This is a genomic window from Acidimicrobiales bacterium (assembly GCA_022452145.1).
GTDB lineage: Bacteria > Actinomycetota > Acidimicrobiia > Acidimicrobiales > MedAcidi-G1 > UBA9410.
Genome location: JAKURY010000022.1, coordinates 1 through 26,871, shown reverse-complemented (window position 1 = coordinate 26,871; position 26,871 = coordinate 1). Strand labels below are relative to the sequence as shown.

At 68.6% G+C, this 26,871-nt stretch carries 23 protein-coding genes; 8 read left to right on the top strand and 15 right to left on the bottom strand.

Translation table 11 applies throughout. The annotated features are described in order from the left end of the window. The 4 genes from MK177_08550 to MK177_08535 all read left to right on the top strand — a co-directional run. On the top strand, nt 1-290 hold a 290-nt coding region (locus MK177_08550; GenBank protein ID MCH2427365.1), incomplete at its 5' end, for a hypothetical protein. A 322-nt stretch (nt 291-612) separates the two neighbouring features. Beyond that, nucleotides 613-1,833: a betaine/proline/choline family ABC transporter ATP-binding protein gene (locus MK177_08545; protein MCH2427364.1), complete on the top strand. Its 1,221-nt coding sequence runs from the start codon at nt 613-615 to the stop codon at nt 1,831-1,833. 59 nt (nt 1,834-1,892) lie between these two features. After that, nucleotides 1,893-4,634, top strand: a complete 2,742-nt coding sequence (locus MK177_08540; protein ID MCH2427363.1) for an ABC transporter permease subunit — start codon at nt 1,893-1,895, stop codon at nt 4,632-4,634. Between the two features lie 85 nt (nt 4,635-4,719). Next, entirely contained in the window at nt 4,720-5,643 is a 924-nt protein-coding gene (locus tag MK177_08535) for an acyl-ACP desaturase (protein MCH2427362.1), read from the top strand. Nucleotides 5,644-5,709: 66 nt separating this feature from the next. Here MK177_08535 and MK177_08530 read toward each other — a convergent pair whose 3' ends face one another. Further along, nucleotides 5,710-6,531 (bottom strand): enoyl-CoA hydratase-related protein, encoded by an 822-nt coding sequence (locus MK177_08530; GenBank protein ID MCH2427361.1) that lies wholly within the window; start codon nt 6,529-6,531, stop codon nt 5,710-5,712. A gap of 60 nt (nt 6,532-6,591) precedes the next feature. Here MK177_08530 and MK177_08525 point away from each other — a divergent pair, with 60 nt between their 5' ends. Continuing rightward, complete coding sequence (locus MK177_08525; protein ID MCH2427360.1) at nt 6,592-7,428, top strand: tyrosine-protein phosphatase; 837 nt, start codon at nt 6,592-6,594, stop codon at nt 7,426-7,428. 66 nt (nt 7,429-7,494) lie between these two features. Here the strand turns inward: MK177_08525 and MK177_08520 are convergent, their stop codons facing one another. Then, a complete protein-coding gene (locus MK177_08520; GenBank protein MCH2427359.1) occupies nt 7,495-8,655 on the bottom strand; it encodes an acyl-CoA dehydrogenase family protein in 1,161 nt (386 codons plus the stop codon). After that, a complete protein-coding gene (locus MK177_08515) occupies nt 8,655-9,815 on the bottom strand; it encodes an acyl-CoA/acyl-ACP dehydrogenase (GenBank protein MCH2427358.1) in 1,161 nt (386 codons plus the stop codon). The genes MK177_08520 and MK177_08515 overlap by 1 nt, the downstream gene beginning before the upstream one ends. Before the next feature lie 60 nt (nt 9,816-9,875). Between MK177_08515 and MK177_08510 the strand changes: the two genes are divergently transcribed. Further along, nucleotides 9,876-10,748, top strand: a complete 873-nt coding sequence (locus MK177_08510) for an enoyl-CoA hydratase-related protein (protein ID MCH2427357.1) — start codon at nt 9,876-9,878, stop codon at nt 10,746-10,748. 79 nt (nt 10,749-10,827) lie between these two features. On the opposite strand, the gene MK177_08505 is transcribed toward MK177_08510, so the two are convergent. The 7 genes from MK177_08505 to MK177_08475 form a co-directional block, all read right to left on the bottom strand. Beyond that, the gene (locus tag MK177_08505; protein MCH2427356.1) at nt 10,828-11,241 is read right to left on the bottom strand and encodes a PaaI family thioesterase; all 414 of its coding nucleotides are present in this window, start codon (nt 11,239-11,241) and stop codon (nt 10,828-10,830) included. Further along, entirely contained in the window at nt 11,238-12,548 is a 1,311-nt protein-coding gene (locus MK177_08500; GenBank protein ID MCH2427355.1) for a Xaa-Pro peptidase family protein, read from the bottom strand. The genes MK177_08505 and MK177_08500 overlap by 4 nt, the downstream gene beginning before the upstream one ends. A gap of 124 nt (nt 12,549-12,672) precedes the next feature. Next, complete coding sequence (locus MK177_08495; protein MCH2427354.1) at nt 12,673-15,147, bottom strand: FAD-dependent oxidoreductase; 2,475 nt, start codon at nt 15,145-15,147, stop codon at nt 12,673-12,675. Nucleotides 15,148-15,208: 61 nt separating this feature from the next. Beyond that, nucleotides 15,209-16,741 (bottom strand): trimethylamine methyltransferase family protein, encoded by a 1,533-nt coding sequence (locus MK177_08490; GenBank protein MCH2427353.1) that lies wholly within the window; start codon nt 16,739-16,741, stop codon nt 15,209-15,211. 97 nt (nt 16,742-16,838) lie between these two features. Then, a complete protein-coding gene (locus MK177_08485; GenBank protein MCH2427352.1) occupies nt 16,839-18,059 on the bottom strand; it encodes a mandelate racemase/muconate lactonizing enzyme family protein in 1,221 nt (406 codons plus the stop codon). Nucleotides 18,060-18,093: 34 nt separating this feature from the next. Beyond that, nucleotides 18,094-19,245, bottom strand: a complete 1,152-nt coding sequence (locus tag MK177_08480; GenBank protein ID MCH2427351.1) for an alcohol dehydrogenase catalytic domain-containing protein — start codon at nt 19,243-19,245, stop codon at nt 18,094-18,096. A gap of 124 nt (nt 19,246-19,369) precedes the next feature. Beyond that, complete coding sequence (locus MK177_08475; protein MCH2427350.1) at nt 19,370-20,395, bottom strand: LLM class F420-dependent oxidoreductase; 1,026 nt, start codon at nt 20,393-20,395, stop codon at nt 19,370-19,372. Between the two features lie 237 nt (nt 20,396-20,632). Here MK177_08475 and MK177_08470 point away from each other — a divergent pair, with 237 nt between their 5' ends. Then, complete coding sequence (locus MK177_08470) at nt 20,633-22,714, top strand: prolyl oligopeptidase family serine peptidase (protein MCH2427349.1); 2,082 nt, start codon at nt 20,633-20,635, stop codon at nt 22,712-22,714. A 61-nt stretch (nt 22,715-22,775) separates the two neighbouring features. On the opposite strand, the gene MK177_08465 is transcribed toward MK177_08470, so the two are convergent. From MK177_08465 to MK177_08445, 5 genes are read right to left on the bottom strand one after another with little or no spacing between them, the layout of a single operon-like run. After that, on the bottom strand, nt 22,776-23,654 hold the full coding sequence (locus MK177_08465) for an SDR family oxidoreductase (protein ID MCH2427348.1): 879 nt from the start codon (nt 23,652-23,654) through the stop codon (nt 22,776-22,778). Nucleotides 23,655-23,664: 10 nt separating this feature from the next. Beyond that, nucleotides 23,665-24,396 (bottom strand): ATP-binding cassette domain-containing protein, encoded by a 732-nt coding sequence (locus MK177_08460; GenBank protein ID MCH2427347.1) that lies wholly within the window; start codon nt 24,394-24,396, stop codon nt 23,665-23,667. Next, complete coding sequence (gene modB, locus MK177_08455; protein ID MCH2427346.1) at nt 24,393-25,184, bottom strand: molybdate ABC transporter permease subunit; 792 nt, start codon at nt 25,182-25,184, stop codon at nt 24,393-24,395. The genes MK177_08460 and modB overlap by 4 nt, the downstream gene beginning before the upstream one ends. Then, entirely contained in the window at nt 25,181-25,951 is a 771-nt protein-coding gene (locus MK177_08450; protein ID MCH2427345.1) for a substrate-binding domain-containing protein, read from the bottom strand. Before MK177_08450 ends, modB begins: the two co-directional genes overlap by 4 nt. A gap of 42 nt (nt 25,952-25,993) precedes the next feature. Further along, nucleotides 25,994-26,395 carry a helix-turn-helix transcriptional regulator gene (locus MK177_08445; protein MCH2427344.1) on the bottom strand — a complete coding sequence of 134 codons (402 nt, stop codon included), beginning with the start codon at nt 26,393-26,395 and terminating at the stop codon, nt 25,994-25,996. Between the two features lie 74 nt (nt 26,396-26,469). Here MK177_08445 and MK177_08440 point away from each other — a divergent pair, with 74 nt between their 5' ends. After that, complete coding sequence (locus MK177_08440; protein MCH2427343.1) at nt 26,470-26,853, top strand: pyridoxamine 5'-phosphate oxidase family protein; 384 nt, start codon at nt 26,470-26,472, stop codon at nt 26,851-26,853. Nucleotides 26,854-26,871: the final 18 nt, after the last annotated feature.

Here is a 26,871-nt window from a genome sequence, read left to right as displayed (position 1 = left end):
AGGAGCAGGGCTTCACGGCCTTCGGTGCTGATATGTGCACCCAGCCTTGCGAGTTGGGTTGGTCGGCTGCTGACATTCAGGTGTCGATGCGGACTGATCGCCTCAACGAGAACCCGTTCCTGCGGAAGCTGTTCCCGTTGATCAAGCCTTCGATCCTGGACATCTCGTTCCTGCAGGTCGACCAGACCGACGGTGACGGCTCTCAGGCCCACGTGGCCGAGCTGGCCACCAGTTGGATGGCCGAAAACGCGGACGCTGTCACCGGCTGGATCGCCGAGGCCGCTGGCTGACCCTTTGGAGGGGTGAACCCGTGACCCCCTGAGGGGAAACGGGTGAGTGAGGAGGCCGGAACCCACGGGTTCCGGCCTCCCACCGTTTTCACGACACGCGTTATCCCATCCATCCGCAGTCGAGGGCACGTCAGGACGACACGCCAGGGTTCTGTCGCGCTTCCCGAGGTCCAGAAGAGATTTGGAGAAGACAAGCTCCGCGAGACGGGAAGACCCACGGACGTGTCGGACGTCACCCTGCTACCCTTCGGCGGTCGACGGGGGTGCGGCGGCTATGCCGACTGGCCTCCCACGGGGGACCCAGAGTGAGGAGGGGGGTTGCATGTCGGACGCTGAACCGATGATCGTGCTTGAGAACGTCTACAAGATCTTCGGTCCGAACCCGCGTGGACGGGCCTTCGACCTCTGCTCGTCAGGCGTGAGCAAAGACGAGGTTCAACGGCAGACCGGTCACGTTGTCGGCATGCGCGACATCTCGTTCGACGTGCAGCGGGGCGAGATCTTCGTGGTCATGGGACTGTCGGGATCAGGCAAGTCGACGGCCATCCGGACGGTGAACAAGTTGCATGCCGTGACCCATGGCCGTGTCCTGGTCGGGGGAATCGATGTCCAGCAACTTCGAGGGGCCGCCCTGCAGTCCTTCCGTCGGGAGAAAACGGCCATGGTGTTCCAGCACTTCGCCCTCTTCCCCCATCGCAACGTGATCGACAACACCGCATACGGCCTGAAGGTTCAGGGCGTTGAAAAGAAGGAACGCCATGAAGCGGCCATCGAAGCACTGGCCATGGTCGGGCTCGAGGCCTACGCCTTCAACGCCACCCGCCAACTGTCCGGAGGCATGCAGCAGCGTGTCGGCCTTGCAAGGGCGCTGTGCTCGAACCCAGAAATCCTGCTCATGGACGAAGCGTTCAGCGCACTGGATCCGCTGATCCGGCGCCAGATGCAGGACGAGCTCATTGCCATCCAGGGCAAACTCCACAAGACGATCCTGTTCATCACCCACGACCTGAACGAGGCGTTGCGGATGGGAGACCGGATCTGCATCCTTCGTGACGGCAAGGTGATTCAGATCGGCACACCGGAAGAGATCCTCACCGAACCGGCCGACGGCTACGTCGCCGAGTTCGTCCAGGACGTAGACCAGGGTCGGGTCATCGACGTGGGCAAGGTCATGCATGCCCCGGTGATCCTCGACGAGTCATGGACCCTCACGGAGAGCATCGACGCCATGGGCGACCGGCGGGGCGCCTTCGTGGTCGATGCCGACGGCCGGCCCACCGGCCTGCTGGCCACGACCCACGCCGCCACGGCCATCGCCCACGGGACAACCGACCTGGGCTCGGTGCTGCGGTCGGACTTTGACACCACCACCACCGAAGCTCGGTTCAACGAGAACTATGTAGCGGCCGGACGAGGCCTCCCGATCGCGGTCATCGACGAGACCGGGCGTCTGATCGGCGAGCTCGAACCGCGGGAGATCATGGAAGAGATGGGACGCGTTGAACGGCTGGTAGACGGGTTCGAACGTGAGGTCTTCCTGTGAGCTGGACCACCTGGGCATTAGGGGCTGAGACCGGCGACTGGACCGGACGAAGCGAAGGCGTGGGCCCCTCCGAGACCAAGGTCCTCGACCAGTTCCAGCTGCCGATCGGGCACTGGTTCGAACAGATGGTCGACTGGATTGACGTCAATGCGCAGTGGTTCCTCGACGCCATCCACTGGCCGTTCGAATTCCTGCTCGAGAACTTCGTCAACGACTTCCTGCTGGTCCTTCCGTGGTACCAGGTGGTGCTCTTCACGGTGATCCTCGGCTCACTGTTGCGGACGCCGAAGATAGGCATCATGGCCGGGCTCGGCCTGACGATGTGCGGCCTGCTCGGATCGATGTACTGGGTAGAGACCATGCGGACCATTGGGATGGTTCTCGTGGCCGTCGGGCTTATCACGATTATCGCCCTCCCACTCGGGATCCTCTGCGCCAGGGTGGACTCGGTGTGGAACGTCACCAGACCGATCCTGGACGCCATGCAGACCGTCCACACTTTCGTCTACATGGTGCCGTTCGTGTTCTTCTTCAGCATCGGAGTCATCCCGGCGACCATGGTGACCATGATCTACGCGCTCCCACCGCTGGTGCGCATGACCAACCTGGGCATCAGACACGTTCCCGAAGACGTCGTGGAGGCCAGTCGGGCCTACGGCGCCACCGAGTTTCGTGTCCTGGTCGACGTCCAGTTGCCACTGGCCAAGCCGTCGATCATGGCGGGCCTCAACCAGACCCTCATGCTGTCCATCGCCATGGTCGGCATCGCCGCAATCATGGGCGCCGGGGGCCTCGGGCTCCTGGTCTTCCGGGCCGTCCAGAACCTCGACATCGGCCTGGGCATTTCGTCGGGCCTTGCACTGTGGACGGTGGCTGTCGTGTTGGACCGTCTCTCACAGCCCGAGGAGGAGGGTGGACAGAATCTGCTCTCCCGGATCCGGGAGGCTATGAGCCAGCGCCGTGACCCCGAAGAACTCATCAGGAAAGTGGAGGCAGCCGAGACCGAAGACCAGAAGGCATCGAAGGTCGTTCACATCGAACATGACGTTGTGGCCTCGGGACGTGAACGCCTCGGCATGGCCGTCGTCGGCATCGCTGGAGTCGTTGCAGTCCTCTCTACCAAGATGACATGGGGCAGCGATGCAGGCCTCCTCAGCAGCCATTCCCGTGATGCGGATGTAGATCTCCTCGGCGAGTCGTTTAACGGCTACCAGGCATCCGGTGGCTCGTGGGCTGGCCTCGTTGTTATGGCCCTGGGCTTCTTTTCCGTCTTCGCTGCCGTCTCCTGCATCTTCTGGACGGGCGGGATCGGACGGCTGCGAGGTCCTGCAGGCCTGGTATCCCTGGTGGTCGGCGCGTTCATCGCCATCTGCATGTACCCGATCCTTGGCCAGTTCGACGGGTATACGACGCTCAGCAACCTTCAGGGCTATGAGGCCCAGGCGGTCTGGTCAGTAGCCATCGAGACCTTTGGGATTACGGCGATCCTGGGCCTTGCTCTTGGCCTGGCGCGGGTGGTGATTCCGGTGTCCTGGCAGATGGTCGGGGCCTGGGCCGTTGCCGCGGGCCTGCTCGGGCACCTCTTTGAAGGGCCGATCGGTGTGGGCGGAGAGGTCCTCGCCGTGATCGTTCTCGCCCTCGGAGCGATCGTCCTGGCCACCCTGAACAACACGAGCCTGTTCGAGGCGGACCGAAAGACCTGGAACAACCTGGCGGCCGCTGCGGCGGTCGCCGTCGTTGGCATGGCCGTCGCACCGCTGTCGACCGTGCTCGACGTCAAGGACCTGGTGGCCCTCGCCCTGGCCGGGGCCGTCTACCGCGTACTCGACGGAACCGGTTCCGAGCAGCGGATCACCATTCTGGGAGCGCTGGTAAGTGGCCTAGCCCTTCGATGGCTGGTCATCGGGAGCCTCGGCTCCGGCGACTCGGCGGTGTTCCTCGACATCCAGTTGTTGGCCACCCTCACCATCGGCGTGATGACCGTGATCATCATGCGGTCGGGCTCTCGCTGGTTCTCAGCTGACGCCATGATCATCACCTCGAGTTGCATGCTGGTTGCCGCCCTCACCTACCAGGTGGTGTCCCCCTTCGACTCCGTCGAGACCTACAACCACGGACCGGGCGTGATGCTGGCCATCGTGGCCAGCGCCGTGATGCTGGCTGGAGCAGTACTGGCCCTGCAGACGGCGCCATATTCGGCTTTCCGACCCCTGGACCGAATCATCGGCTGGGGTCACATGGCCGTGGGCATCCTCGCCGTTGTCCTGGTCCTGGTCGGTTCGATTTCCGGTTGGACTTTCGACGAACGTTCAGCCACGGACCTTCCCGAAGACGTCAAGGCGGAACTGATTCGACTTCGGGACGAGACGAACGAGTTTCCGGCCATGGCGGCATCCAACGCTGCCATCGCCGTCTCGCTCCGCAACAAGTACCGAATGACTGCCCTGGTGGTCACCGACGGGCTTTCCGAAGACGGTGGTGGGCTCGGTTCTCTGGCTATCGGAGTGGCTCTCATCGGCGCGGCGCTCACCGTGCCGGCATCGGGGCTGCTGGGCCTTGACGAGAACCGAAGATGGCGCTGGAGTGCCATGGTGGCTGGAGTGGGCGGAGGCCTCGCGCTCATCGGAATCGTCTGGATCGCCAGTTTGGCCCGGGTATCAGACCTAAATGTCGTCACCGGCGCCGGCGCCTTCCTGACGATGTTCGCCGGAGCGATCCTTGCCACGACGTCCAAGAAGATCCTCACCGAGTTCCGTCGGAACAAGACCTACGACGAGCTCGAGCCGGCCATCGCCGACTGATCGGACGGGAGCGCCCCTCCAGGGTGCCGGGTTCCCCCGGGGGACGTATCCTGTCCCTAATACCGGGCCGAGGGATCGGAGCGCTGTGACCGCCACTGCCGAATCGTTGGAGTTGGTCTCGTCCGTCGAGCCGGAGATCTCCCGGCTCATGGGCGAGCACCGGAAGCGGCGCCAGCACTGGTACGCCCACGAGGTCGTGCCGTGGGAGCAGGGTCGCAGTTTCCGGGACGAGCCGTGGGACGAGTCCCAGGCCACCCTCTCCCCAGAGGTGCGGACGGCGCTCCAGCTGAACCTGCTGACCGAAGACAACCTGCCCTACTACCACGCCAAGATCGCCGGGAGCTTCGCCGAGGATTCGCCGATGGCCGAGTGGTCCCGCCTCTGGACGGCCGAGGAGGGTCAGCACTCCATCGCCATCCGGAACTACCTGCTCGCCAGCCGTAACTGTGATCCGGCGCAACTGGAGGACGAACGGTTGGCCACCGTGACGAAGGGGTGGAGCTACGGAGCGCCGTGTCCGATAGAGATATTCGCCTACACGTCGGCCCAGGAGCTGGCCACCAGGATCAGTCACCGGAACGCCGGGGTGAAGGCCGACTGCCCGGTGGCCCACGAGGTTATGACGCGGGTGGCGGTCGACGAGAACCACCACTTCATGTTCTATCGGGGGGTCACCACGGCAATGCTGCGTGAGGCACCCGGGCTGGTCCTGGAGGCCATCCATGCTGCGCTGGCCGACTTCCGGATGCCGGGCACCGGTATCCCCAACTTCAACCGGCGGGCCGTGGCCATCGCCCGAGCAGGGATCTACAACCTGCGGATCCATGCCGAGCAGGTGCTCCAGCCCCTCCTGCGCCACTGGAAGATCGAGTCGTTGGTTGGGCTGGACGCCCGTGCCTCGGAGCTCCAGGCGAAGATCCTGGCAATCCCCGTAACCCTGATCACCCAGGCCGAGGCCTTCGAGGCCCGTCTGGCCCGAGGTGGGTCGAAGGCGGCAGCCGGCGCCTGAAGGGACCGGCTAGTTGGGGTCACCCCCGCATGGGGGAGCCCGATGTCTCACGCCGGGACTGCTGTGTCAGCCGTCAGCCGATGGCGACCTGGCGGCGTCGCGGATCCGGTCCCTGAGGGCCTGCAGGTTCTCCTGGATGGCCGGGATATGGGGCGCCAGGCCCTGAAGGTCCGAGGCGGCACGTATGGCCGTCCGCGCGCCCATGGCGTCCATGGCCCGGTAGACCCAGCGCTTGTTGAGCTGAAGCAGTTCGTGGGGCACACCGGCGATCCGTTCGGCGATGTCCAGGACGCGTTCCTCCAACTCGTCGGCCGGGAAGGCCCGGTTGGCGTAGCCGATCCGTACCGCCTCGGCGGCGTCCACGGCGTCGCCGGTCAGGACCATCTCCATGGCATTGCGGAGGCCGACCAACCAGGGGTGTACGGCGAAGTCCGGGGTCCCGGCCACTCGCAGGACCGGGTGCGAGATGGTGGCGTCGTCGGCCAGGTAGACGAGGTCGCAGGCGGCGGCCAGCTCGGAGCCCCCGGCCATGGCGTAGCCGTGGACCTGGGCGATGACCGGCTTGGCCAGGTCCCACAGCGACAGCCAGCCGTCCGTGACGTGGCGGGCCCATGAGCCGTCCCCTTCCGGGGTGTACGACGGGCGATCGGCCTTGAGGTCCGAGCCGAGGTCGTAGCCGGACGAGAAGCACGGTCCGGCACCGCGCAACACCGTGAGGTGGACGTCATCGTCGCGGTCGGCATCCCGGAGGGCTTCGAACAGGGCGCCCCGTAGGGCGTTGTCCATGGCGTTGCGCTTCTCGGGACGGTTCAGGGTCAGGCGTCGCACCCCGGGCCTCGGGTCGTCGACGAGCAGGACCTCGGAACCGTGTGGCCGGGCGTCGGGCATCTCCCGATCGTACGACGACCTGACAGGAGTTCCGGGACCGGACCATGCCACGATGCGGACGTGGCTGACACAGCGGAAGTCTCGGATGCGCAGGAGATCCCGGACACGGCAGACGTGTCCCCGGTGATGGACGGGATCGAGAACTTCCGGGGGATCGGTGGTCTGCCCACCACCGACGCGCGGGCCACCGCTACCGGCCTGTTGTGGCGCTCCGGGCACCTGGCGCGAGCAACCGACGCGGACCTGGCTCGACTCCACGCCCTGGGCATGCGGACGGTGGTGGACCTGCGGACCGACCACGACCTGGCGGCCGACGGGCCCGACCGGATGGCCGATGGTATTGACGAGGTTGCCGTTCCGATCTCCGACGACTCGGGCCTGGGGGCCGAAATACGGGCGCTCATCACGGGCGGCGACCTGGCGTCCATGCGCGAGGCGTGGGGCGACGGCAGGGCATTGGCCATCAGCACGGCCGGGGCCCGCCGCATGGCCACCGATCCCGGACGGGTGGCGGCGTTTCGGCGGGTCGTGGACGTGGTGACCGATCCGGACCGGTGGCCGGTGGTGTGGCACTGCTCGGCAGGCAAGGACCGGGCCGGGTGGACGGCCACCGTGGTGCTTCTGGCCCTGGGCGTGGAGCGCGATGCCATCGTCGTGCACTACCTGGAGAGCAACCGCGGCGCTGCCCGGAGTGCCGCCGCGATGGTCGACCGGGGGTGGATGTCGGAAGAGGCCCTGGAACTGGCCGGGCCGTTCATGGAGGTGGCACCCGGGTACATAGAGGCCCAACTGGCTGCGGTGGATGACCACTGGGGTGGGGCGTCCAGCATGCTCCGTGACGGGTTCGGCTTCACCGACCAGCGCCTGGCCGACCTCAGGGACCGTTTGCTCGACTGAGCCATCGGCGCCGAGTCGCCAGGCCGGCGCCGGGGTCCTGGATACCGCGCCGTCAGGGCAACGGAGCTACCGGGCCCGGGGCAGCCCCAGGTGCCGTTCGGCCACGTTGTTGCGGTTGATCTCGGTGGTGCCACCGTAGATGGTGGTCACGGGTGAATGCTTGGCGTCGTAGTCGATCCAGCCATCGGCCGCCGCCCCGTCCACGCCGAAGCCCAGCAGGCCCTCGGCGCCAGCCATCTCCTGGAACCACCCCACGGCCTGCTGGTAACGCCCGGTTGAGTACAACTTCGCCATGGAGCCCTCCAGACCCGGGAGACCTCCGGTTGCGGCGATCCACGCCGCACGGAGGGTCAGGAGTTGCGAGACCTGGTTGGCTATGGCGGTGCGGGCCAGACGCTCCCGCAGGAGTGGATCGTGGAGCATGGTGGCGCCGTCGGGCGACGGGGTGCCGGCGGCCCAGTCCCTCACATGGCGCAACAGGGGTACCGCCGGATTGGTTCCACCCATGACCCCGCGTTCGAATGCCAGGGCCACGCCCATGACAGCCCAGCCACCGTGCAGGTCGCCGAGGCGCCACTCGTCGCCCACCCGGACGTCGTCGTAGAAGGTGGCGTTGGTGCGTTCGGTGGCCATGGTCGGAACGGGCTGGACCTCGATGCCCGGGGTGTCCATGGGCACGAGGAACATGGTGAGGCCCTTGTGCCTGGGCGCGTCCGGGTCGGTCCGGGTGAGCAGGATGACCCAGTCGGCCTCGTGGGCCATCGTGGTCCACATCTTCTGGCCGGTGATGACCCACTGGTCGCCATCCCGCACGGCCCTGGTCGTGATGGCGGCCAGGTCCGAGCCGTGGTCGGGCTCGCTGTAGCCGAGGCAGCAGTTGAAGCGACCGGTCAGCAGCTTCTCCATGACCTCGGACCTGTGGAAGTCGGTACCGACGGCGTTGATCACGCCTGCCACCAGCATGGAGACGGCCAGACCGTCGTACGGGGCACCGGCTTTCTCCAACTCGTTGAAGAGGATGTAGAGCTCGATGGGGTCCCGGTCGCCGTAGCCGGGGACCGCCCCGGCCAGCAGGCCTGCGTCGGCCAACGCCGCGTTGAAGGCCTTGTCGTTGAAGGTGCCCGAGGCGTGCATCGCATCGACCACGTCGGTGGTCAGGTTCTCGGCTATGAACGCCTTCACGTTGGAGCGGAACTCGGCGGCCCGGGGGCTGAGGGTGAAGTCCATCAGGCGGTGGCTCCCGTCACCAGGGCATCGGGACCTTCGTGAGGCTCGCCCTTCCCGTGGGGTTTGGGATTCGCGTCGGATTCGGGATTCGCGTCGGGCCCCGACACCGGGGGGCCGGAAGCCGGCGCCGGGCCGAGGAGCAGGTCGGCCAGGCGACGGCACTCCCGGGCCGGATCGTCCAGGAGCACGGCGAGGGCCCGGGCCCGTCGGAAGTACAGCTGTATGTCGTACTCCTCGCTGAAGCCGTAGCCACCGTGCACGTGGAGGCTGCGGTCGGTGGCCAGGGTCGCCGCCTCGCCCGCCACCACGAGTGCCATGCCGGCCAGCGTGGCGAAGTCGGTGATCTCGTTGTCGCCGGCGTCGGCGATGCCCGGCTGGCCGGCTTCGGCCCTGTCACCGGCCCAGGCCGCCTTGGCAGTCAGGAGCCGTGCGCCGTCCAGCAGCCCGGGGAGGTCGGCCAGCAGGTGCTGGATGGCCTGGAAGCTGCCGACCGCTCGCCCGAACTGCTTCCGTTCCTTCACGTAGTCGACGCCCAGGTCCAGCGCCGTGCGGGTGATGCCGACCAGCGTCGCCGACGTCAGGGTGCGCCACTCGTCGAGGGCCCGGGAGTGGGCTGCCACGGCGTCGGGACCATCGGCCAGCACTGTGGCGCCATCCAGCGGCCGGTGGGCCAGGGGCAGGCAGCCGTGGTTTTCCAAGTGGGTGCCCGGGCCGCCGTCCACGGCCAGCAGGACCTCGCCGTCCAGCGCCACCACCCGTGAGGCCACTGCACCGGTGGGAACGGTACGGACCATGTCGCCCACCGGGGGTCGGATGGCCAGGCCGACGACCATGGCGCCGGTCAGGACATCGTCGTCACAGGCGCCGACGGTGGCCAGCAGGCGGGCGGTGACCATGTGGTCGACAACGGGAAGGGGGGCGATGTGTGCACCTGCCTCCTCGACGACGACGGTCAGGTCCGCCAACGTCGCACCACCACCGCCCAGCGACTCGGGTACGCCCATGCCGGGGGCGCCGGTCTGCTGGAGGCGCTCCCAGGCCACGGGATCGAACCCGACCGGTTCGGCGCCTCGGGCCCGCCCCGGTCCGGCCTCCGACGAGAAGAAGTCGGCGAAGACCTGGCGGATCGTGTTCTGATCCTCCGTCAGATCAAGGTCCATGGGCTGACCATACCGACGGGTATGGCTGCTCCCCGTGCCAGGGGACTGGCGGGTCGCCGGATGGGTGGCACGTTCCGACGCGGGTTTATGGTCGGTCGACGGGACGACGGAGATTGGAAGAGCATCGTGGGAAGCGTGATCGAGGGAGCCGAGGGGCTGGACGTGGAGCGGGACGGCGACGTGGTCACCGTGACCATGAACCGACCCGAGGTCATGAACGCGATGACAGGCCGGATGTTCCGGGACTTCGGACGGATCTTCCGGGACCTGCACGCGGACGAGTCCGTTCGGGCTGTCGTGCTGACCGGAGCCGGTGGCAACTTCTGCTCGGGGGCCGACGTGGGTGGCCAGTCGGAGCGGGCCAGCGGAGCCGTGACCAGCAACCCCCTTCGTAATCTCCGCCAGATCAAGGCATCGGCCCAGGCTCTCCATGAGTGCCAGCATCCGGTGGTGGCCAAGGTGTTCGGCGTGGCAGCGGGGGCCGGCCTCAACATGGCACTGGGGTGCGACCTCGTCTATGCGGCCGACACGGCCCGGTTCTCGGAAATCTTCGCCCGCCGTGGGCTCACGATCGACTTCGGAGGGTCATGGGTGCTTCCCCGACGGGTTGGCCTGCACCGGGCCAAGGAACTGGCCCTGCTGGCCGAGGTCATCGATGCGGCCGAGGCCGACCGCATCGGTCTGGTCAACCGGATCGTGGCCGAAGCCGACCTGGATGCCCACGTGGCCGACGTGGTGGAACGGATCGCGGCGGGTCCGCCCCTGGCCCTGTCCATGAGCAAGGCGTTGTTGAACAACGGCGCGCAGACGTCGATGTCCCAGGCCCTGGAGGCCGAGGGCCAGGCCCAGGCCACCAACTTCGGGACGCAGGACACTAGGGAGGCCGCGCGGGCCTGGATCGAGAAGCGGCAACCCGAGTTCGAGGGGCGCTAGCCCCTCGAACCGCAAGGTGGCGACAGGTCCTCGCCCACGGGTCGCAGAAGCCGGTTGACTGGCGGTAGCCCGGCCTTCCTCAGGAACCCGGCTGGACCGTCTGGGTCTGGATGGTCAGCGACACCGGCTTGCCGTCGTCACGGGTGACCTCGGTCTGGACGACGATGGTGGTGCGTCCCACGTGAATCGGCGTGGCCACGATCGTGACGGTTCCACAGGTCACCGGACGCAGGAAGTTCGTCTTGGATTCGATGGTGGAGGTGCCCGCGCCCTCCGGGAGGTTCTGTGACGCGCACAGTGCACCGACCGAGTCTGCGATGGCCATGATGTAGCCGCCATGCAGGCCGCCGAACACCGTCGTGCGCTCCTCGGCCCAGTCGGCCGTGGCCTCCACCCGCTGGGGCGTGGCGCTGACGACCGACAACCCGAGTACCTCACAGAACGGCATGATCTTCCGGATCAGGTCGGTGAACTTCTCGTCTGGCGGGCTCACAGCACCTCGAACCGGTCGAGGTCCAGGGTCCACGGGCTCAGGTTCTCGTGGCCGTCCTCGGTGATGAGAACCTGGTTCTCCAACTTCACGCCCTGGCCGCCGGAGCGGGCGCCTACGTAGGCCTCGACGGCCATGACCATGCCGGGCTCCAGCATGCCGTCGTACCCCGAGGCCTCCCACGCACTCGGGAAGGGGATGCTGGGGTACTCGTCGCACTGCCCCACACCGTGGAACAGCACCGAATAGTGCCGGTACTCCTCTTCAGGTGGCGCCCAGGAGCGGTGGACGATGTCGTGGAAGGTGGCACCCGGCTGGAGTAGTTCGATGTTCCGAGTGACCTGTTCGAGGGCCAGGGCATGGGCGTGGCGGGCCTCAGGAGTGGGAGCGGCGTCGCCGCACACCCACGTCCGGGATATGTCCGACATCATTCCGTAGGCGCCCACAAGGTCGGTGTCGAAGGCCACCACGTCGCCGTTCCGGATGACCGAGCTGCTGCACTCCTGGAACCAGGGGTTCGTCCGGTCGCCGGAGGAGAGCAGGCGGCACTCCATCCATTCGCCGTGGCGGGCCAGCATCTCGGCCCACAGCACGCCCCAGAGCTGGTTCTCGCTCATGCCGGGTCTCATTGCCTCGAACATCTTCCGGCAGGCCACCCGGGTGCCCTCCAGCGAGCATCGCATGGCGGCGATCTCGTCAGGTCCCTTGATCTTGCGCGCCTCCTCCATTACCCGGGTGCCCTCGACGAGGGTGATCCCCTGGTCCTGGAGGGCGGTGATGCCCAGGGTGGTGGACGAGTCGACGGCCAGGCGTCGGCCGCCGCCCCCGTGGGTGGACACGAGGTCGGCGATCTCCGAAGCGAATCCCTTGGCCAGGCCGTCGGCCCGGTCGCCGGCCAGGAAGTAGGTGAAGGTGGTGGCCGGTCGCACCTCGTCGACGTACGGGTTGTGGGCCGACAGGAACTCGCAGTTGGGGTAGTCGAAGAGGATCAGGCGACTGTCGGCCCCCACGAAGGCATACCTGGCCTGGTTGTGGAGTAGCCAGACCTGCATGTTCGGGGCGTAGGTGGCGTACATGACGTTCATGGGGTCGAACAGGAGGATCCCGTCCAGGTCGTCTGCCAGCCGGCCGGCGATGCGGTCCAGCCGGTAGCGCATCAGGGCCGTCTCGTCGGGCAGGGTCAGTCCGGCTGCCGCCCACTCGGTCAGTGCCGGCTCGCCGGGGCCCATGGCCATGCGGTGCCCGACGGTCGCTGCCCGTCGCACCATCGCATCGTCCTGGTCGTCCCGGACCACAGGGTGGCCGCTCATGTCGCCGGGACACCGGTGTCCCGTGAGCCTGCAAGGAATCCCGTCATCGTGTCCGGTACCTCGTGTTCAGTTCGGTCATGGCGTCTGGTGGCTGGTGCCTTGCATCCGGTTCTGGAATCGGTCCTCAGGATCGCATGCGCGACCCGGACGGGTCGAACAGTGGCTCGTCCAGTCGGGTGGCGGCACGTCGGACGCCCAGCACCTCGACCTCGAAGCCCGCCGACGGCGTGTCGGCTCCGGCGAGGTCGACTGGCAGGTACCCCAGGGCGCACGATGCCTCCGACCAGTGGGCGTAGCCACCCGAGGTGGCCCACCCCACGACCTCACCGTCGTGCCAGATGGGCTCGTCGCCCAGCACGTCGGCGCCATCGACGTCGACGGTGAACAGGCACAGGCGCCGTTCGGGGCCCACGGTGAGCGAGGCGACTGCGGCGTCCCGTCCGACGAAGTCGCCCTTGTCCAACTTCACGAACCGGTCCATGCCAGCCTCCCACGGCGTGTAGATGGGTCGGTACTCTGACGCCCAGGCCCCGAAGCCCTTGTCGAAGCGCATCGAATCCAGGGCCCGGAGGCCAAACAGGCGGATGCCGTGCGGCTTCCCGGCTTCGAGGATCAGGTTGAACAGGCACCTCTGGAGCGACGCCGGGACCCAAAACTCGTAACCCAGGTCGCCGGTGAAGCTGATCCGTGCCACGAGGGTCGGGACCATGCCGAGGTCCATCCTCCGAACGTCGAGGAACCGGAAGGCATCGTTGGAGACGTCCTGGTCGGTCAGCGACGCCAGCAGGTCGCGGGCCGCCGGGCCGGCGATCGAGAGGCCCGCCATCTCATGGGAGAGCGGCCGGTAGGCGACCCCTTCCCCGGCGGTCTGAAGGTGTGACCGGAACCAGCGCTCGTGGTGGCCCTCGGCAGCCCCGGTTCCGAACACGATGAACTGCTCGGGCCCTTCGGACGACTCGGACGGGTCGGCCGCCGTGGTCATGGTCGCCACGGTGAAGTCGCCGACCAGCATTCCGTGCTCGTTGAGCATGGGGGTCAGGGCCATGCGGCCGGCCTCCGGGATGCGGTTGGCCATGATCCGGTCCAGGAAGGACCGTGCGCCGGGACCGGTGAACCGGTGCTTGGCGAAGCCGGTCGTCTCGATGAGGCCCACGCCGGTGCGTACCGCCTGGACCTCGGTGGCCACCACGTCGAATGCGTTGGACCGGTGGAACGTTACGTCCTCGACCGGATCGACGCCTTTCCGCTGGAACCACAGGGCGTACTCCAGGCCGTAGGCCGAGCCCCACACGGCGTTGGCCTCGGTGAGCTGGTCGTGGATGGGCGAGGTGTAAAGGGGTCGACCGGCCGGTAGCTCCTCGTTGGGAAACGGGATGGAGAACCGGCGGCTGTAGTTCTCCATGACCTTCGTCCTGGTGTACGACGGCGTGGTCCAGTCGCCGAAGCGGGCCACATCCATGCCCCACACGTCGAAGCCCGGGTCACCGGCCGTCATCCAGTTGGCCATGGCCAGGCCGACCCCACCGCCCTGGCTGAGGCCGGCCATGACCCCGCACGCCACCCAGTGCCCCCGTTGGCCTCGGACGGGGCCGATCAGCGGGTTGCCGTCGGGGGCAAAGGTGAACGGGCCGTTGACGACGTTCCTGATGCCGGCGTCGGCGAAGATCTCGAAGTGCTCGAAGCCGACCGACAGTGACGGGGCGATGCGCTCCAGGTCCGGTGTGAGGAGCTGCGCGCCGAAGTCCCACGGTGTCTCGGTGGTCGACCACGGCACGCAGGCCTGCTCGTAGGTGCCGAGCAGCAGGCCGCCACCCTCCGCCCGGGTGTAGATCTCGCCGCCGAAGTCGATGGCTCCGATGCCATGGCCTCCTGTGGCCTCCAGCCACGGGCGGATCTCCGGGAGCTCCTCGGTGACCAGGTACTGGTGTTCCATGGCCAGGACGGGCAGCTCCAGCCCGCACATGCGGCCCACCTCGCGGGCCCATAGGCCGCCGCAGTTCACGAAGTGCTCGCAGGTGATGGTCCCCCGTTCGGTCACGACGTCCCAGGTGCCGTCCGGGTTGGCCACGATGTCGTATGCCCATGTGTTCCGGTACACCTCGGCACCGGCCATGCGGGCCGCGGTGGCATAGGCGTTGGTGACGCCTGACGGGTCCACGTGGCCGCCCACCGGGTCCCACAGGGCACCGACGAAGTGCTCCTCTACGAGGAAGGGGATCTTCTCCTTTGCCTCGGTAACCGAGATGAGCTCGGTCTGCATGTCCAGGTAGCGACCGCGGGCGTGGACCATGCGTAGCCAGTCCATGCGGTCCTCGCTGTCGGCCAGCATCACCTCGCCGGTGAGGTGCACGCCACACGCCACGCCCGAGGTCTGCTCCAACTCTTCGTAGAGCTGCACGGTGTAGCGCTGCAGGGCGGCCACGTTGGGGTCGCCGTTGATGGTGTGCATGCCGCCCGCCGCATGCCACGTGGAGCCGGCGGTGAGTTCCCGGCGCTCGAGGAGGACCACGTCGGTCCAGCCGGCCTGGGTGAGGTGGTAGAGCACGCTTGCACCGATGACGCCGCCGCCTATCACCACGGCCTGTGCGCTGGTCTTCATGCTGCTGGTGCTACTCCTGCGGTGTTCATATTGCCGGTGTTCCTTGGGCGGTCGGGCGTGGTCAGAAGTCCGTCTCGACGCCGCCCTCGGCGACGCGGCGTTCCACGAAGGCGTCCAACTCGGCCCGGATGGCGGCGTCCATTGGCGGGTCTACATGGGCGTCGATGACCTGCCGGGCCAGCTTCTCGGCCCGCTGGTGGGCCTCGACCCGGCCACCCTCGTCCCACGTCTCGTAGTTGGCCCACGACGAGACCATGGGCTGGAAGTGTTCGGTGGCGTAGCGGTCCTGGGTGTGCTGGGTCCCGAAGAAGTGCCCGGCCGGTCCGACCTCGGCGATGGCCTCGACGGCCAGGGAGGCGTCGTCGATGGCCACCGGTTCGAGCATCGAGCTCACCATGTTCAGGATGTCGGCGTCGATGACCATCTTTTCGTAGGAGGTCAGGAGGCCTCCTTCCAGCCAGCCGGCGCCGTGGAGCAGCAGGTTCACCCCTCCCATGATCGCGCCCCATATGGCGATGACGCTCTCGTAGGCCGACTGGGCGTCCACGCTGTTCGATGCGTTCACGTTCGAGGACCGGTAGGGGAGACGGTAGCGGCGTGCCAGTTGGCCACCGATCAGGCAGGCCTTCCAGTACTCGGGGGTGCCGAAGGCCGGTGCGCCGGACCGCATGTCGACGTTGGAGGTGAAGCCGCCGTAGATGACCGGGGCACCGGTCCGGACGACCTGGGTGTAGGCGATGCCGGCCAGGGCCTCGGCGTTCTGCAGCACGAGGGCGCCGGCGACGGTCACGGGGGCCATGGCACCGGCCAGGGTGAACGGGGTAATGACGATGACCTGGTTGCGGGCCGACATCTCCTGGATGCCGTGGAGCATCACCGTGTCGTAGCGCAGCGGGGTACTGGTGTTTATCACCGAGTAGAGCGACGGCTCCTCGCTGATCGTGTCCTGGTCGACGCCTCGGGCGATCCTGGTCATCTCGATGGCGTCGATGTTCCGCTGGCGGCTGAGGCTGTAGACGAACGGCACCTTGTCGGACAGCGTGAGCATGTCGTGGGTGGCGTGCAGGTGGCGGACCGACGGGTGGAGGTCCATGGGCTCCACCGGATAGCCGGCGACGGTGTGCACGGCGTTCAGGACCTGGCCCATCCGGAGCAGGTTCCGGTAGTCCTCCCGGTTGCCGTCGCGCCGGTCCCGGCCCAGGCCGGTCACGAACGGTGGGCTGGCCACGCTGGTGTAGGTGATGAGGTCGCCGCCGATGTGCAGGTTCCGGGCCGGGTTCGGAGCGTGGACGGTGAACTGCTCGGGTGCCGTGGAGACCAGCCGAAGGACCAGGTCCGGGTCGAACCGCACCCGGTTGCCGTCAACGTCGCATCCGGCGTCCATCAACTGCCGGCGAGCCGTGTCGTCCAGAAAGTCGATGCCGGTCTCGGCGAGGACCCGTAGCGAGGCCCGGTGGATGGACTCCAACTCGTCGTCGGACACCGCCCGGAGCGGATCGAACCTCATGCGTGGCTGGGCGAACGGTGGCTGTTCGCCGATGACGTCCCGGGTCTTCGCCCGGCCGCTCAACCGCCCCCGGCGCGACTGTCCCATGGTCAGCTGCCGACCGGCCCGCGGCATGGTGGTACCGCGTCCCGTCCGACAGGGCCCGTGTCCGGTCCGACAGGGCCGGTCACCTCACCGAGAAGTCTCACAGGCCCTCGCTGAACGGCATCGGGTCCTCCTCGGGGGCCAGGTGCAGCTCGTCGCCGTCGTACGGGTTGGCCCGGGCGACGGCAACGTCGAGGACCACGCCGAGGCCCGGCTCGGTTGACGGGATGACCATGCCGTCCTCCCATCGGATGGGCGTCTCCAGCAACTCGGCGTGGAAGCCGTCCCACCGGTCGATGGATTCCAGGATCAGGAAGTTGGGCGTGCACGTTGCGAGGGCGATGTTGGCGGCGGCTACCACGGGCCCGCAGTAGCAGTGGGGGGCCAGCAGCGCCTGGTGGACCTCGCCGATCGAGGCGATCTTCTTGCCCTGGAGGATCCCGCCGCTGCGCCCCAGGTCGGGTTGCAGGATCGACGCCGCTCCGGCCCGCAGCACGGCGGCGAACTCGGAGACTGTGGTGAGCCGCTCACCGGTGGCCACCGGAATGGTGGTTCCGGCGGCCACCCGGGCCATGCCCTCAAGGTCGTCCGGTGGAACCGGTTCCTCGAACCACAGCGGGTCGTAGGCCTCCAGGCGACGGGCGAGGCGCAGCGCGCCCGATGGTGTGAACTGGCCGTGGGTGCCGAAGAGCAGGTCGGCCCGGCTCCCGACCGCCTCGCGGATGGTACGGGTGTAGCGCTCGGACAGGTCCAGGCGTTCCAGCGAGGGCTGGCGCCCGTCGAAGACGGAGTAGGGCCCGGCCGGGTCGAACTTGATACCGGTGAACCCCATCTCTACGGCCCGGACGGCGGCCTCGGCGGCCAGGTCGGCGTCCGTGTAGAGGTTCGGCCCGTCCTTGGGGGCGTAGGCGTCCTCGTCGTCCGGGTACAGGTAGGTGTAGGTCCGTAGCCCTTCGTGGACCCGTCCGCCCAGCAGGTCGTAGACGGGACGACCGGTGGCCTTGCCGATGATGTCCCAGCAGGCGATCTCCAGCGCGCTCAACACCCCGCAGAGCGTCGGGTCTGGACGCAGGGCGTAGCCGCTGCCGTAGGCCCGGCGCCAGAACGACTCCACGTCGAAGGGGCTGTGGCCCATCAGGTGGCGCTCGGCCACGTCGACCAGCATGTCGGCCACCAGGTGCGGTCCGACGGTGGCCACGTATGCCTCGCCGATGCCGTCTATCCCGTCGTCGGTAGTCAACTTCACGAAGATGAAGTAGCGGCCGCCATGGCGAGGTGGCGGGTTGCCGACCACGAACGTCTCGATGCCGGTCAGCTTCATGTCCGGGCGCCCTTCATGTCACGGCTGGTCTGCGTCATGCCGGGGTCCCCGTGGCGTCCGCGACATCCGTGAGGACGGGGGCGTTGGGCAGGATCACCGTTCGCAGTACCTCACCCCGGCGGACCTCATCGAAGGCGGCGGCCAGGTCGTCGAGTGGATGGGTGGAGGTGACCATGCCCGCCAGGTCCAGGCGTCCGGTCCGGTGGTGTTCGATCAGCGCCGGCACGTCGACGGCGACCCGCGCCGCGCCCATCTTGCAGCCGAGGATCGACTGGTTGGCGGCCGCCAGCCGGCTGGGGGTGATCTGGATGGTCACGTCGTCGGCCGGCATGCCGACGATCACCAGGTTGCCCATGGGGGCGAGAAGGTCGATGGCGCCGTCCAGCGCGGCCGGTGTGCCCGTCGTGATGAACACGTGGTCTGCGAGTGATCCGCCCGTGGTTGATCGGATGGCTGCTGCAAGGTCGTCTGTGGCCGGGTCCAGGGCATGCGTGGCACCGAATCCGAGTGCAGCGTCGCGCTTCTCGACGAGGGGCTCTACGGCGATGATCGGCGCCGCACCGGCGATGCGGGCCGCCTGGATGGCGCCGATGCCGACGCCCCCGCAGCCCACGACTACCACCGTCTCGCCGGCGGCCACGCCTGCCGTGTTGGTCACGGCTCCCGAGCCTGTCAGGACCCCGCAGCCCAGCAACGAGGCCTCGACCAGGTCCACGTCGTCGGGGACCGGCACCACCTGGGAGCGGTGTACCACCACCTGGGTGGCGAAGGCGGCGACGTTCAGGCCCTGGGGGATCCGGGTTCCGGCGGCATCGGCCAGCGGGCTCCGGCCGTTCAGCGCCAGATCACCGGTGCAGGCCACGTCACGGCCCCTGCGACAGGCCTGGCACTCGCCGCAGGTGCGGATCAACGAGACGACCACCGGATCGCCGACTGTCAGGTCGGTTACACGGTCGCCGATCTCGGCGACGTGTCCTGATGCCTCGTGCCCGAGCACCAGGGGGAACTCCGTGGCCCAGGTCCCGTCCACATAGCTCAGGTCGGAGTGGCAGACGGCGCAGGCCTCGACCGCCACCCTGACCTCGTCGTGGTTCGGCGCGTCGAGGTGGAGTTCCTCGATGCTCGGCAGGAGGCCGACGCCGCGGCTCACCGCCGCACGGATGGTGACCCCACGGCCCGTCGGCACGGCGCGGAAACTACACGTAGGCGGCGGTCCGGGATAGCCGAGAGCACCGGTTTTCGCCCTCGGGAAGGTCTGTGGGCGGTGCGCTCAGGTCAGGATCAACTAGGTGATCTGGCGGACGGGGCGCTCAGGCCAGGATCAGCTCGGCGACCTGGCGGAGGTGGCTGGTGGAGCGCGGCGCCACGTTCAGCATGGTGACCGGGCTGTCTGCGAATGCCTCCAGGCGTTCGCGTATCCGCTCGGTCGTACCGACGAGCGAGATCTCGTCGGCGAACCCATCGGGCACCGTGGCGACGGCCTCGTCACGGCGGCCCTCCAGGAAGAGGTCCTGGATCCGGTGTGCCTCGGCTTCGAAGCCCATTCGGGCCATCAGCTTCGTGTGGTAGTTCTGGCCCTTCGCCCCCATGCCTCCGATGTAGAAGCCGAGCATGGCCTTGATGGGCAGCAGCGCAGCGGAGATGGCGTCGGCGGAGTCGTCCTTGGTGACCGTGACAGCCAGGTTGAGGGCGATCTCGAAGTGGTCCGGACGGGAGGCCAGCTGGTCGGCGTACACCTCCTGGCGGTAAGGCGAGTAGTAGAGCGGCAACCAACCGTCGGCGATCTCGGCCGTCTGGGTGACGTTCTTCGGCCCCTCGGCGCCGATGAAGATCGGGATGTCGGCCCGCAACGGGTGCGTCATGACCTTCAGCGGCTTTCCCAGTCCGCTGGAGCCCTCCCCGGTGTACGGGTGCTGGTGGAACTCGCCGTCGAAGGACAGGTGGTCGTCGCGCCGGAATGCCCGACGGAGGACCTCGACGTACTCCCGGGTGCGGGCCAGCGGACGGTTCGAGGGCCGTCCGTACCAGCCCTCCACCACCTGGGGCCCTGACACCCCCAGGCCCAGGATGAGCCTGCCGTCAGAGAGGTGGTCGAGGGTGACGGCGTGCATGGCCGTTGCCGTGGGAGTGCGTGCTGCCATCTGGACGATTCCGGTGCCCAGGCGGATGCGTTCTGTGTGGGCGGCCAGGTACACGAGCGGGGAGAAGGCATCCGATCCCCAGCACTCGGCGGTCCAGACGGCGTCGTACCCGAGGCGCTCGGCCTCCTGCACGAGCGGCACCAGGTCGGTGGGGGGTTGGGCCCCCCAGTAGCCCAAGCTGAGGCCCAGCTTCATGTCCTCTCCTCCCGACGATCCTGGTGACCGCCGGCATCGTCCCAGTGGCTGGAGGTGCCTGCCAATCCGAGGCTCTGCCCGCCCGGGCACCGCACCACGATCGCAGCGTCGGCGGTGGCCACCGATCCCCAGGGAGGTGCGCCCTAGTCTCCGTACGTGGCCGACCAGCCGGAGAGCTTTCCCCGACAGCACGCTCGGACTCGCCGGTTCACGTGCGGGGCTCCACGGGACGTCCGCGTGGCCGACGATGGGTCGCGGGTGCTGTTCCTGCGCTCCGCCTCCGGCGACGACCCGGTCAACGCACTGTGGCTGTTCGACCCCGCGAACCGGGAGGAGAGCCTGGTCGTCGACCCGGAGGAACTCCTCGCCGGCACCGACCCCGGCGACCTGCCGGCCGCAGAGCTCGCTCGACGCGAGCGGGTGCGTGAGTCGGGTTCGGGAATCGTCGCCTACGACGCCCTGGCCGATCTCTCCCGGGTGTGCTTCGCTCTGGACGGGCGGGTGTTCCTGGCCGAGGTGATCCTGCCGGGCACGTCTCCGGGCGACGCGGAGCCGCCGCCGATTCACGTCGTGGAGCTTCCCTCGACCGGCGATGCCTTCGATCCCCGGCTCAGCCCGGACGGCGCAGCGGTGGCATACGTGTCGGGCTCCTCGCTGCGGGTGACCGGCACTGGGGGAGATCGCCGCCTGATCGGTGGATCGACGCCGACCGTGTCGTGGGGATCGGCGGAGTACATCGCCGCCGAGGAGATGGGGCGTACCCGTGGCCACTGGTGGTCGCCGGATGGCAGTCGGTTGCTGGTCGCCCGGGTGGACACGGCGGGTGTCTCGGAGTGGTGGATCTCGTCGCCGGTGGACCCGACGGAGGCGCCACGGGCCATCCGGTACCCGGCGGCCGGTTCGGTCAACGCCGCGGTCGGCCTGGCTGTGGTCGACCTGGACGGGACCACGACAGATGTGGACTGGCAGGTCGACGGGAGGTTCGAGTACCTGACGGACGTGGCGTGGCCGGCCGATGGACCACCGACCGTGGTTGCCCAGACCCGGGACCAGAAGACGCTTGTCGTCCTCGAGGTGGATCCGGACACCGGAGCGACCATCGAGCGGACCTGCCTGGTGGACGACCTCTGGGTGGACCTGGTGTCTGGCGCTCCCCGCCTTGTCGACGGCGCCATCGTGACGGTGGAATCCAGGGCGGGCACCAACCGGTTGGTGGTCGACGGGGCGGCCGTGTCCCCGGACGGGCTGCAGGTGCGTTCGGTGGTCGGGATCGACGGCGAAGGTGCCGTTGTCGTGCGGGCGTCGACCGACCCGCTGGACGTCGACGTGGTTCGGGTGGCCCTCGACGGAACCACCGAGGTGCTGGCCGGTGGCGGCGGTGTGCGATCGGCGGCTGTCGGAGGCGGTGTGGTCGTGGTGTCTACGGCCGGCATGGACGGACCTCCGGCCACCATTGTCCTGCCCGGTGGCCATCTGATCGCCAGCCATGTCGAGGAGCCGATGGTCAGACCGGAACCCACCTTCCACGTGGTCGGGGAGCGGGACCTCCGGGCCGCCGTGCTGGTACCGGACGGGCACGACGGGTCTCCCCTGCCGGTGCTGCTGGATCCCTACGGCGGGCCGCACGCCCAGCGGGTGCAGCGGGCCCGAGGGCAGTTCCTGACCTCGCAGTGGTTCGCCGACCAAGGGTTCGCCGTGGTCGTCACCGACGGCCGGGGCACACCCGGGCGTGGACCCGAATGGGAGCGGGCTGTGCACGGCGACCTGGCGGCCCCCGTGCTCGACGACCAGGTCGATGCCCTGCAGGCCCTGGCGACGGTCGACGACAGGCTGGACCTGGGTCGTGTGGCCGTCCGGGGCTGGTCGTTCGGCGGCTACCTGGCCGCCCTGGCCGTGCTGCGACGACCCGACGTGTTCCACGCTGCGATCGCCGGTGCGCCGGTCACCGACTGGCGGCTCTACGACACCCACTACACCGAGCGGTACCTGGGCGATCCGGCGGTCGAGCCGGAGAACTACGCCCGGACCGACCTGTGCGTGGAGGCGGCGTGGTTGGAGCGTCCCCTGCTCCTCATCCACGGACTGGCCGACGACAACGTGGTGGTTGCCCACACGCTGCAACTGTCCCAGGCCCTGCTGGAGGCCGGCAGGCCCCACCGGGTGCTGCCGCTCTCCGGGGTGACCCACATGACCCCCCAGGTCGAGGTGGCCGAGAACCTGCTCCTCGTGCAGTTGGAGTTTCTCCGCGACGCTCTGGACATCGACTGCGTACCGGGGTCAGGGGGTCCACCGTCAGGAAGCCCGGAGTCCGCGGGGTAGAAGCGCCTGGTCAGAGGCATCTAGGTCTAGGAGCTGGCGGTCTGACATCGGACGAACCAGGTCAGACGGCGGTCCAGCCACCGTCTACGTACAGGACGTGGCCGGTCAGGTAGGAGCCGGCGTCCGATGCGAGCAGCAGCAGGGCGCCGTCCAGCTCGTGGGCCCGGCCGCCGCGGCCCATCGGGGTTCCGGCCGAGACATAGGCCCGGCCGGAGTCGGTGTGGAACATGTCGTCCGAGTTCATCTCCGTCTCGAACCAGGCCGGGGCCAGGGCGTTTACCCGTATGCCCCTGCGGGACCATTCCACGGCCAGCTCCCGGGTCAGGTTGTGGAGCCCGCCCTTGGCTGCCGTGTAGCCGGGGACCCGGAGCTTCCCGCCGGCGCCCGCACCCAGTATCGAGCCGAGGTTGATGACCACGCCCGGATGTCCCTCGGCGATCCACCATCTGGCGGCCCGTCGGGCCAGCTCGTATGGGGCCACGAGGTCCACGGCCAGCTCATGGAGGAAGCCGTCGAGGTCGTCGTCGACGGCTGGGACCACCCGGGAGACTCCGGCGTTGTTGACGAGGACGTCGATGCGGCCGTAGTGGGCGAGCGTGGCGTCGATCAGGGCCTGTGGCCCGTCGTCGTCGGTGACATCGACCGTGACGGCCAGGGCGTCGGGCAACTCGTCTGCCAGGGCGGCGATGCGTTCGGTTCTACGGGCGGCCAGCACAAGCCGTGCACCCACGCCGGCAAGGACGCGGGCGAAGCGTTCTCCCAGCCCGGAACTGGCTCCGGTGATGACGACCACACGGTCGTCGAGGCGGAACAGGTCCAGCGCTGCCTCGGGGGGCGGGGAAGGGGCGTCGTCGGTGGACGGGGCGGGGACACCGTCGGGCGACCTGGATTGGACACCGTCGGTGGACGGGGTGGGGACGCCGTCGTGGAGCGGATTCACGGCGGCGAGCCTAGGGGGTGCCTTCGAGGACGATCCGACCGGCTTCCATCTCCATTACGCGGTCGGCGATGCCGGCCGCCTCGGCCGGGTCGTGGGTGACCAGGAGGGTGGCAGGCCGGTCGTCGGCTCCCAGCAACCCGTGTATCCGCCGGCGCGATTCTGCATCCAGCGCAGTGGACGGCTCGTCCAGGAGGAGCAGGCTGGGGCAGCCGGCGAGCGCCCGGGCCACGGCCACCCGCTGGGCCTGACCACCTGAGCACTCAGACGGCCATCGGTTGGCGAGGGGCCGTAGGTCGAGGGCGTCGAGTAGATGATCCACCCGGTCCGTTGTGGCCCTCGGGCTGAAGCCCACGTTGGCGGCCACCGAGAGGTGCGGGAACAGCAGGCGGTCCTGGGGCACCCAGCCCACGGAGCGATCGTGGGCGGCCACGTGGCCCGGGCCGGTGGCATCGTCGACCATTCGGCCGTCGAGGCGGAGGTGCCCGTCGTCCAGGCGTTCCAGACCGGCCAGGAGCCGGAGCAGGCTGGTCTTGCCGGCGCCGTTCGGACCGACCACGGCCACCACCTCGCCCGGGGCCACCGTGAGCGTGGCTTCCAGGCTCAGATCTCCTCGAGTCAGGCGTCCGGCCAGCTCGACAGCCGGAACTTCCTGCGGTCCGGCGCCCCCTGTCCCGGCAGGGTCCGGCTCGCCCCTTCCAGGGTGCGCGGCAATCCGCCTGGCCGAGTCGGGCGAACCGCTCATCGGGTGGGTAGCCATCGGTCGCGGGTCGGGACCAGCACGGTCAGCGACACGGCCAGCAGAACCAGGCTGAGGGCCAGGGCGGCCTCCGGGTCGGATTCGAGGGCCTGGAATGTGGCAAGGGGCAGGGTCCGGGTGTGGCCGGGCAGGTTGCCGGCGAACGTGATGGTGGCCCCGAACTCGCCGAGGGCCCGGGCCCAGGCCAGGGCCAGCCCGGCTCCCATGGCCGGCAACAGGCGGGGCAGGGTGATGCGGCGGAGCACGGTCAGCGGCGATGCGCCGAGGGTGCCGGCCATCTGCTCGAGGTCGTCGGCCGTGGTGCGCAGGGCGCCCTCCACGGTCACCACGTAGAACGGCAGGGCCACGAAGGTGGCGGCCACGACTGCCCCGGCCATGGTGAAGGGCAGCGTCAGGTCGAACCAGCGCTCCAACCACTGGCCGACCAGCCCCCGTCGGCCGAGGGCGAACAGCAGTGCCGTGCCACCCACCACGGGCGGCAGGACCATCGGTAGGACCACGAGGGCCCGGACCAGCCGTCGCAGCGGGATGTCCACCCGTGCCAGAACCCAGGCCAGCGGTGTACCCAGCACCACGACTATGGCCGCAGCCACGGCACTCACAGTCAACGAGACTCGCAGGGCGTCCAGCACGGCGCGACGTCCCAGCAGGTCGTCGAGCGACGACCATGGTGCGCGTTGCAGTAGGCCGACTACCGGTAGGGCGAGGAAGGCGATGCCGAGCGTCGCCACGACCAGGATCGACCGGGGTGGTCGGCTGGGGGTGCGGCTCATTGTGATCCGGAAGGGGCGGGCTCCGGGGCGAAGCCGTGTGCGGCCAGCACCCCCTGGGCCGTGGTCGTTTCCAGGAACTCCAGGAACTCCGAGCCACGGTCGGTCATGGCCGCCGCGGCGTAGGTGATGCACGGACATGCAGGCGGTTCGTTCCAGGCGGCCGTGATCCGGGGCTCGGCTGCCACGTCGGTGGCGTAGACGATGCCCATGTCGGCCTCGCCCAGTGTCAGGCGGGCCACCACCGCCCGGACGCTGGGCTCGTACGAGTCGATGGGAAGGTCGCCGTAGCGCGCGATGGTGGCGTCACCGCACGGCACTCCCGAAGCGCAGGCCACAAGGATGGCGTCGGTTCTCTGCAGGTCGGCCGGTGAGCGGATCCCGGCCGGGTCGCCGGCGGGTACGGCCACCACCAGGTGGTTGGTGGCCAAACGGTTCAGGACGGCGATCGGAGCCCGATCTGGAGACAGCCCGTCGAGGAGTGCGGCGTCGGCGGTGAGGAAGACGTCGGCCGGGGCGCCGTCGCGCAACTGGGCGGCCAGGTGGTTGGAGCCGCCAACCACCTCTAGTAGCTCCGATCCCCCGAAGGACTTCCACGCATCGCCCAGGTCGCCGAGGACGTCGGCCAGCGAGGAGGCGACGAACACGGTGAGCCGTTCGTCGTCATCGCCCGACGAGCAGCTCCCGGCCAGCAGCGCCACCGCAACCAGCAGCATCAGGCCGGTCAGGGCACTGGGCGGCCTCCGAGCGGGATGGGACGGGCGGTTCACGACGCAGACCTACCGCTCGACGAGCGTGACACGGGACCGGGCTCAGCGGGGGCGTTCGACGACGACGTTGGTGGCCTTGACGACGGCCACCGCCAGTACCCCGGGTTCCAGGCTCAACTCGTCGACCGCTTCGGCGGACAGCAGGGAGACCACCCGGTGGGGGCCGGCCTGGATCTCCACCTGTGCCATCACCCCGTCGCGCACTACCCGGGTGACCAGCCCGGTGAAGCGGTTGCGTGCCGACAGCGCCGGGCCGTCAGCCTGCTTGGTGGCAGCCTCGGCGGCCAGGTCCTGGGAGAGCCGGGCCAGATCCGGTCCGGCGATCGTGCGGTGGCCACCGGTGGTCCGGCAGGTGGTCAGGCGCCCGGCATCCGCCCAGCGTCTGACCGTGTCCGGGCTGACCCCCAGGAGTCTCGCGGCTTCGCCGATACGAAACTGGTGCATGCAGGGAAAAGTATCAAAAAAGCCCGTATCCGCGCCATTCGGGCCAGCGTGCGGGCTGGGGCTAGGGTGCGGCCATGAGCATGCCCGTGACCGCAGGTGAGGTCGCCGCCCGACTGGAGGAGTACGGCACGAGCGCCTTCCTGGTGACGGTGGGCGACGATGGATCCCCGAAGGTGGTCCACCTGGCACTCGTATGGGAGGGCAACTCGGGTGGCGGGTCGTTCCGGTGTACGCCTGGTGGTGGCACGCTGCGCAACCTGGCCGAGTCGGGCCCCGTCACCCTGGTCTTTCCGCCAGCGGAGCCGGGCGGGTACAGCATGCTGATCGACGGCACTGGACGCGTTGCCGGGGCCTCGGATGAATCGGCGGGCACCGACGACCTGGTCCTGATCGACTTCGGGGGCGGGGTGCTGCACAGGCCGGCGCCCGATGCACCCGACGATCAGGCCCACTGCTGACGGCTGCTCGCCAGCCCG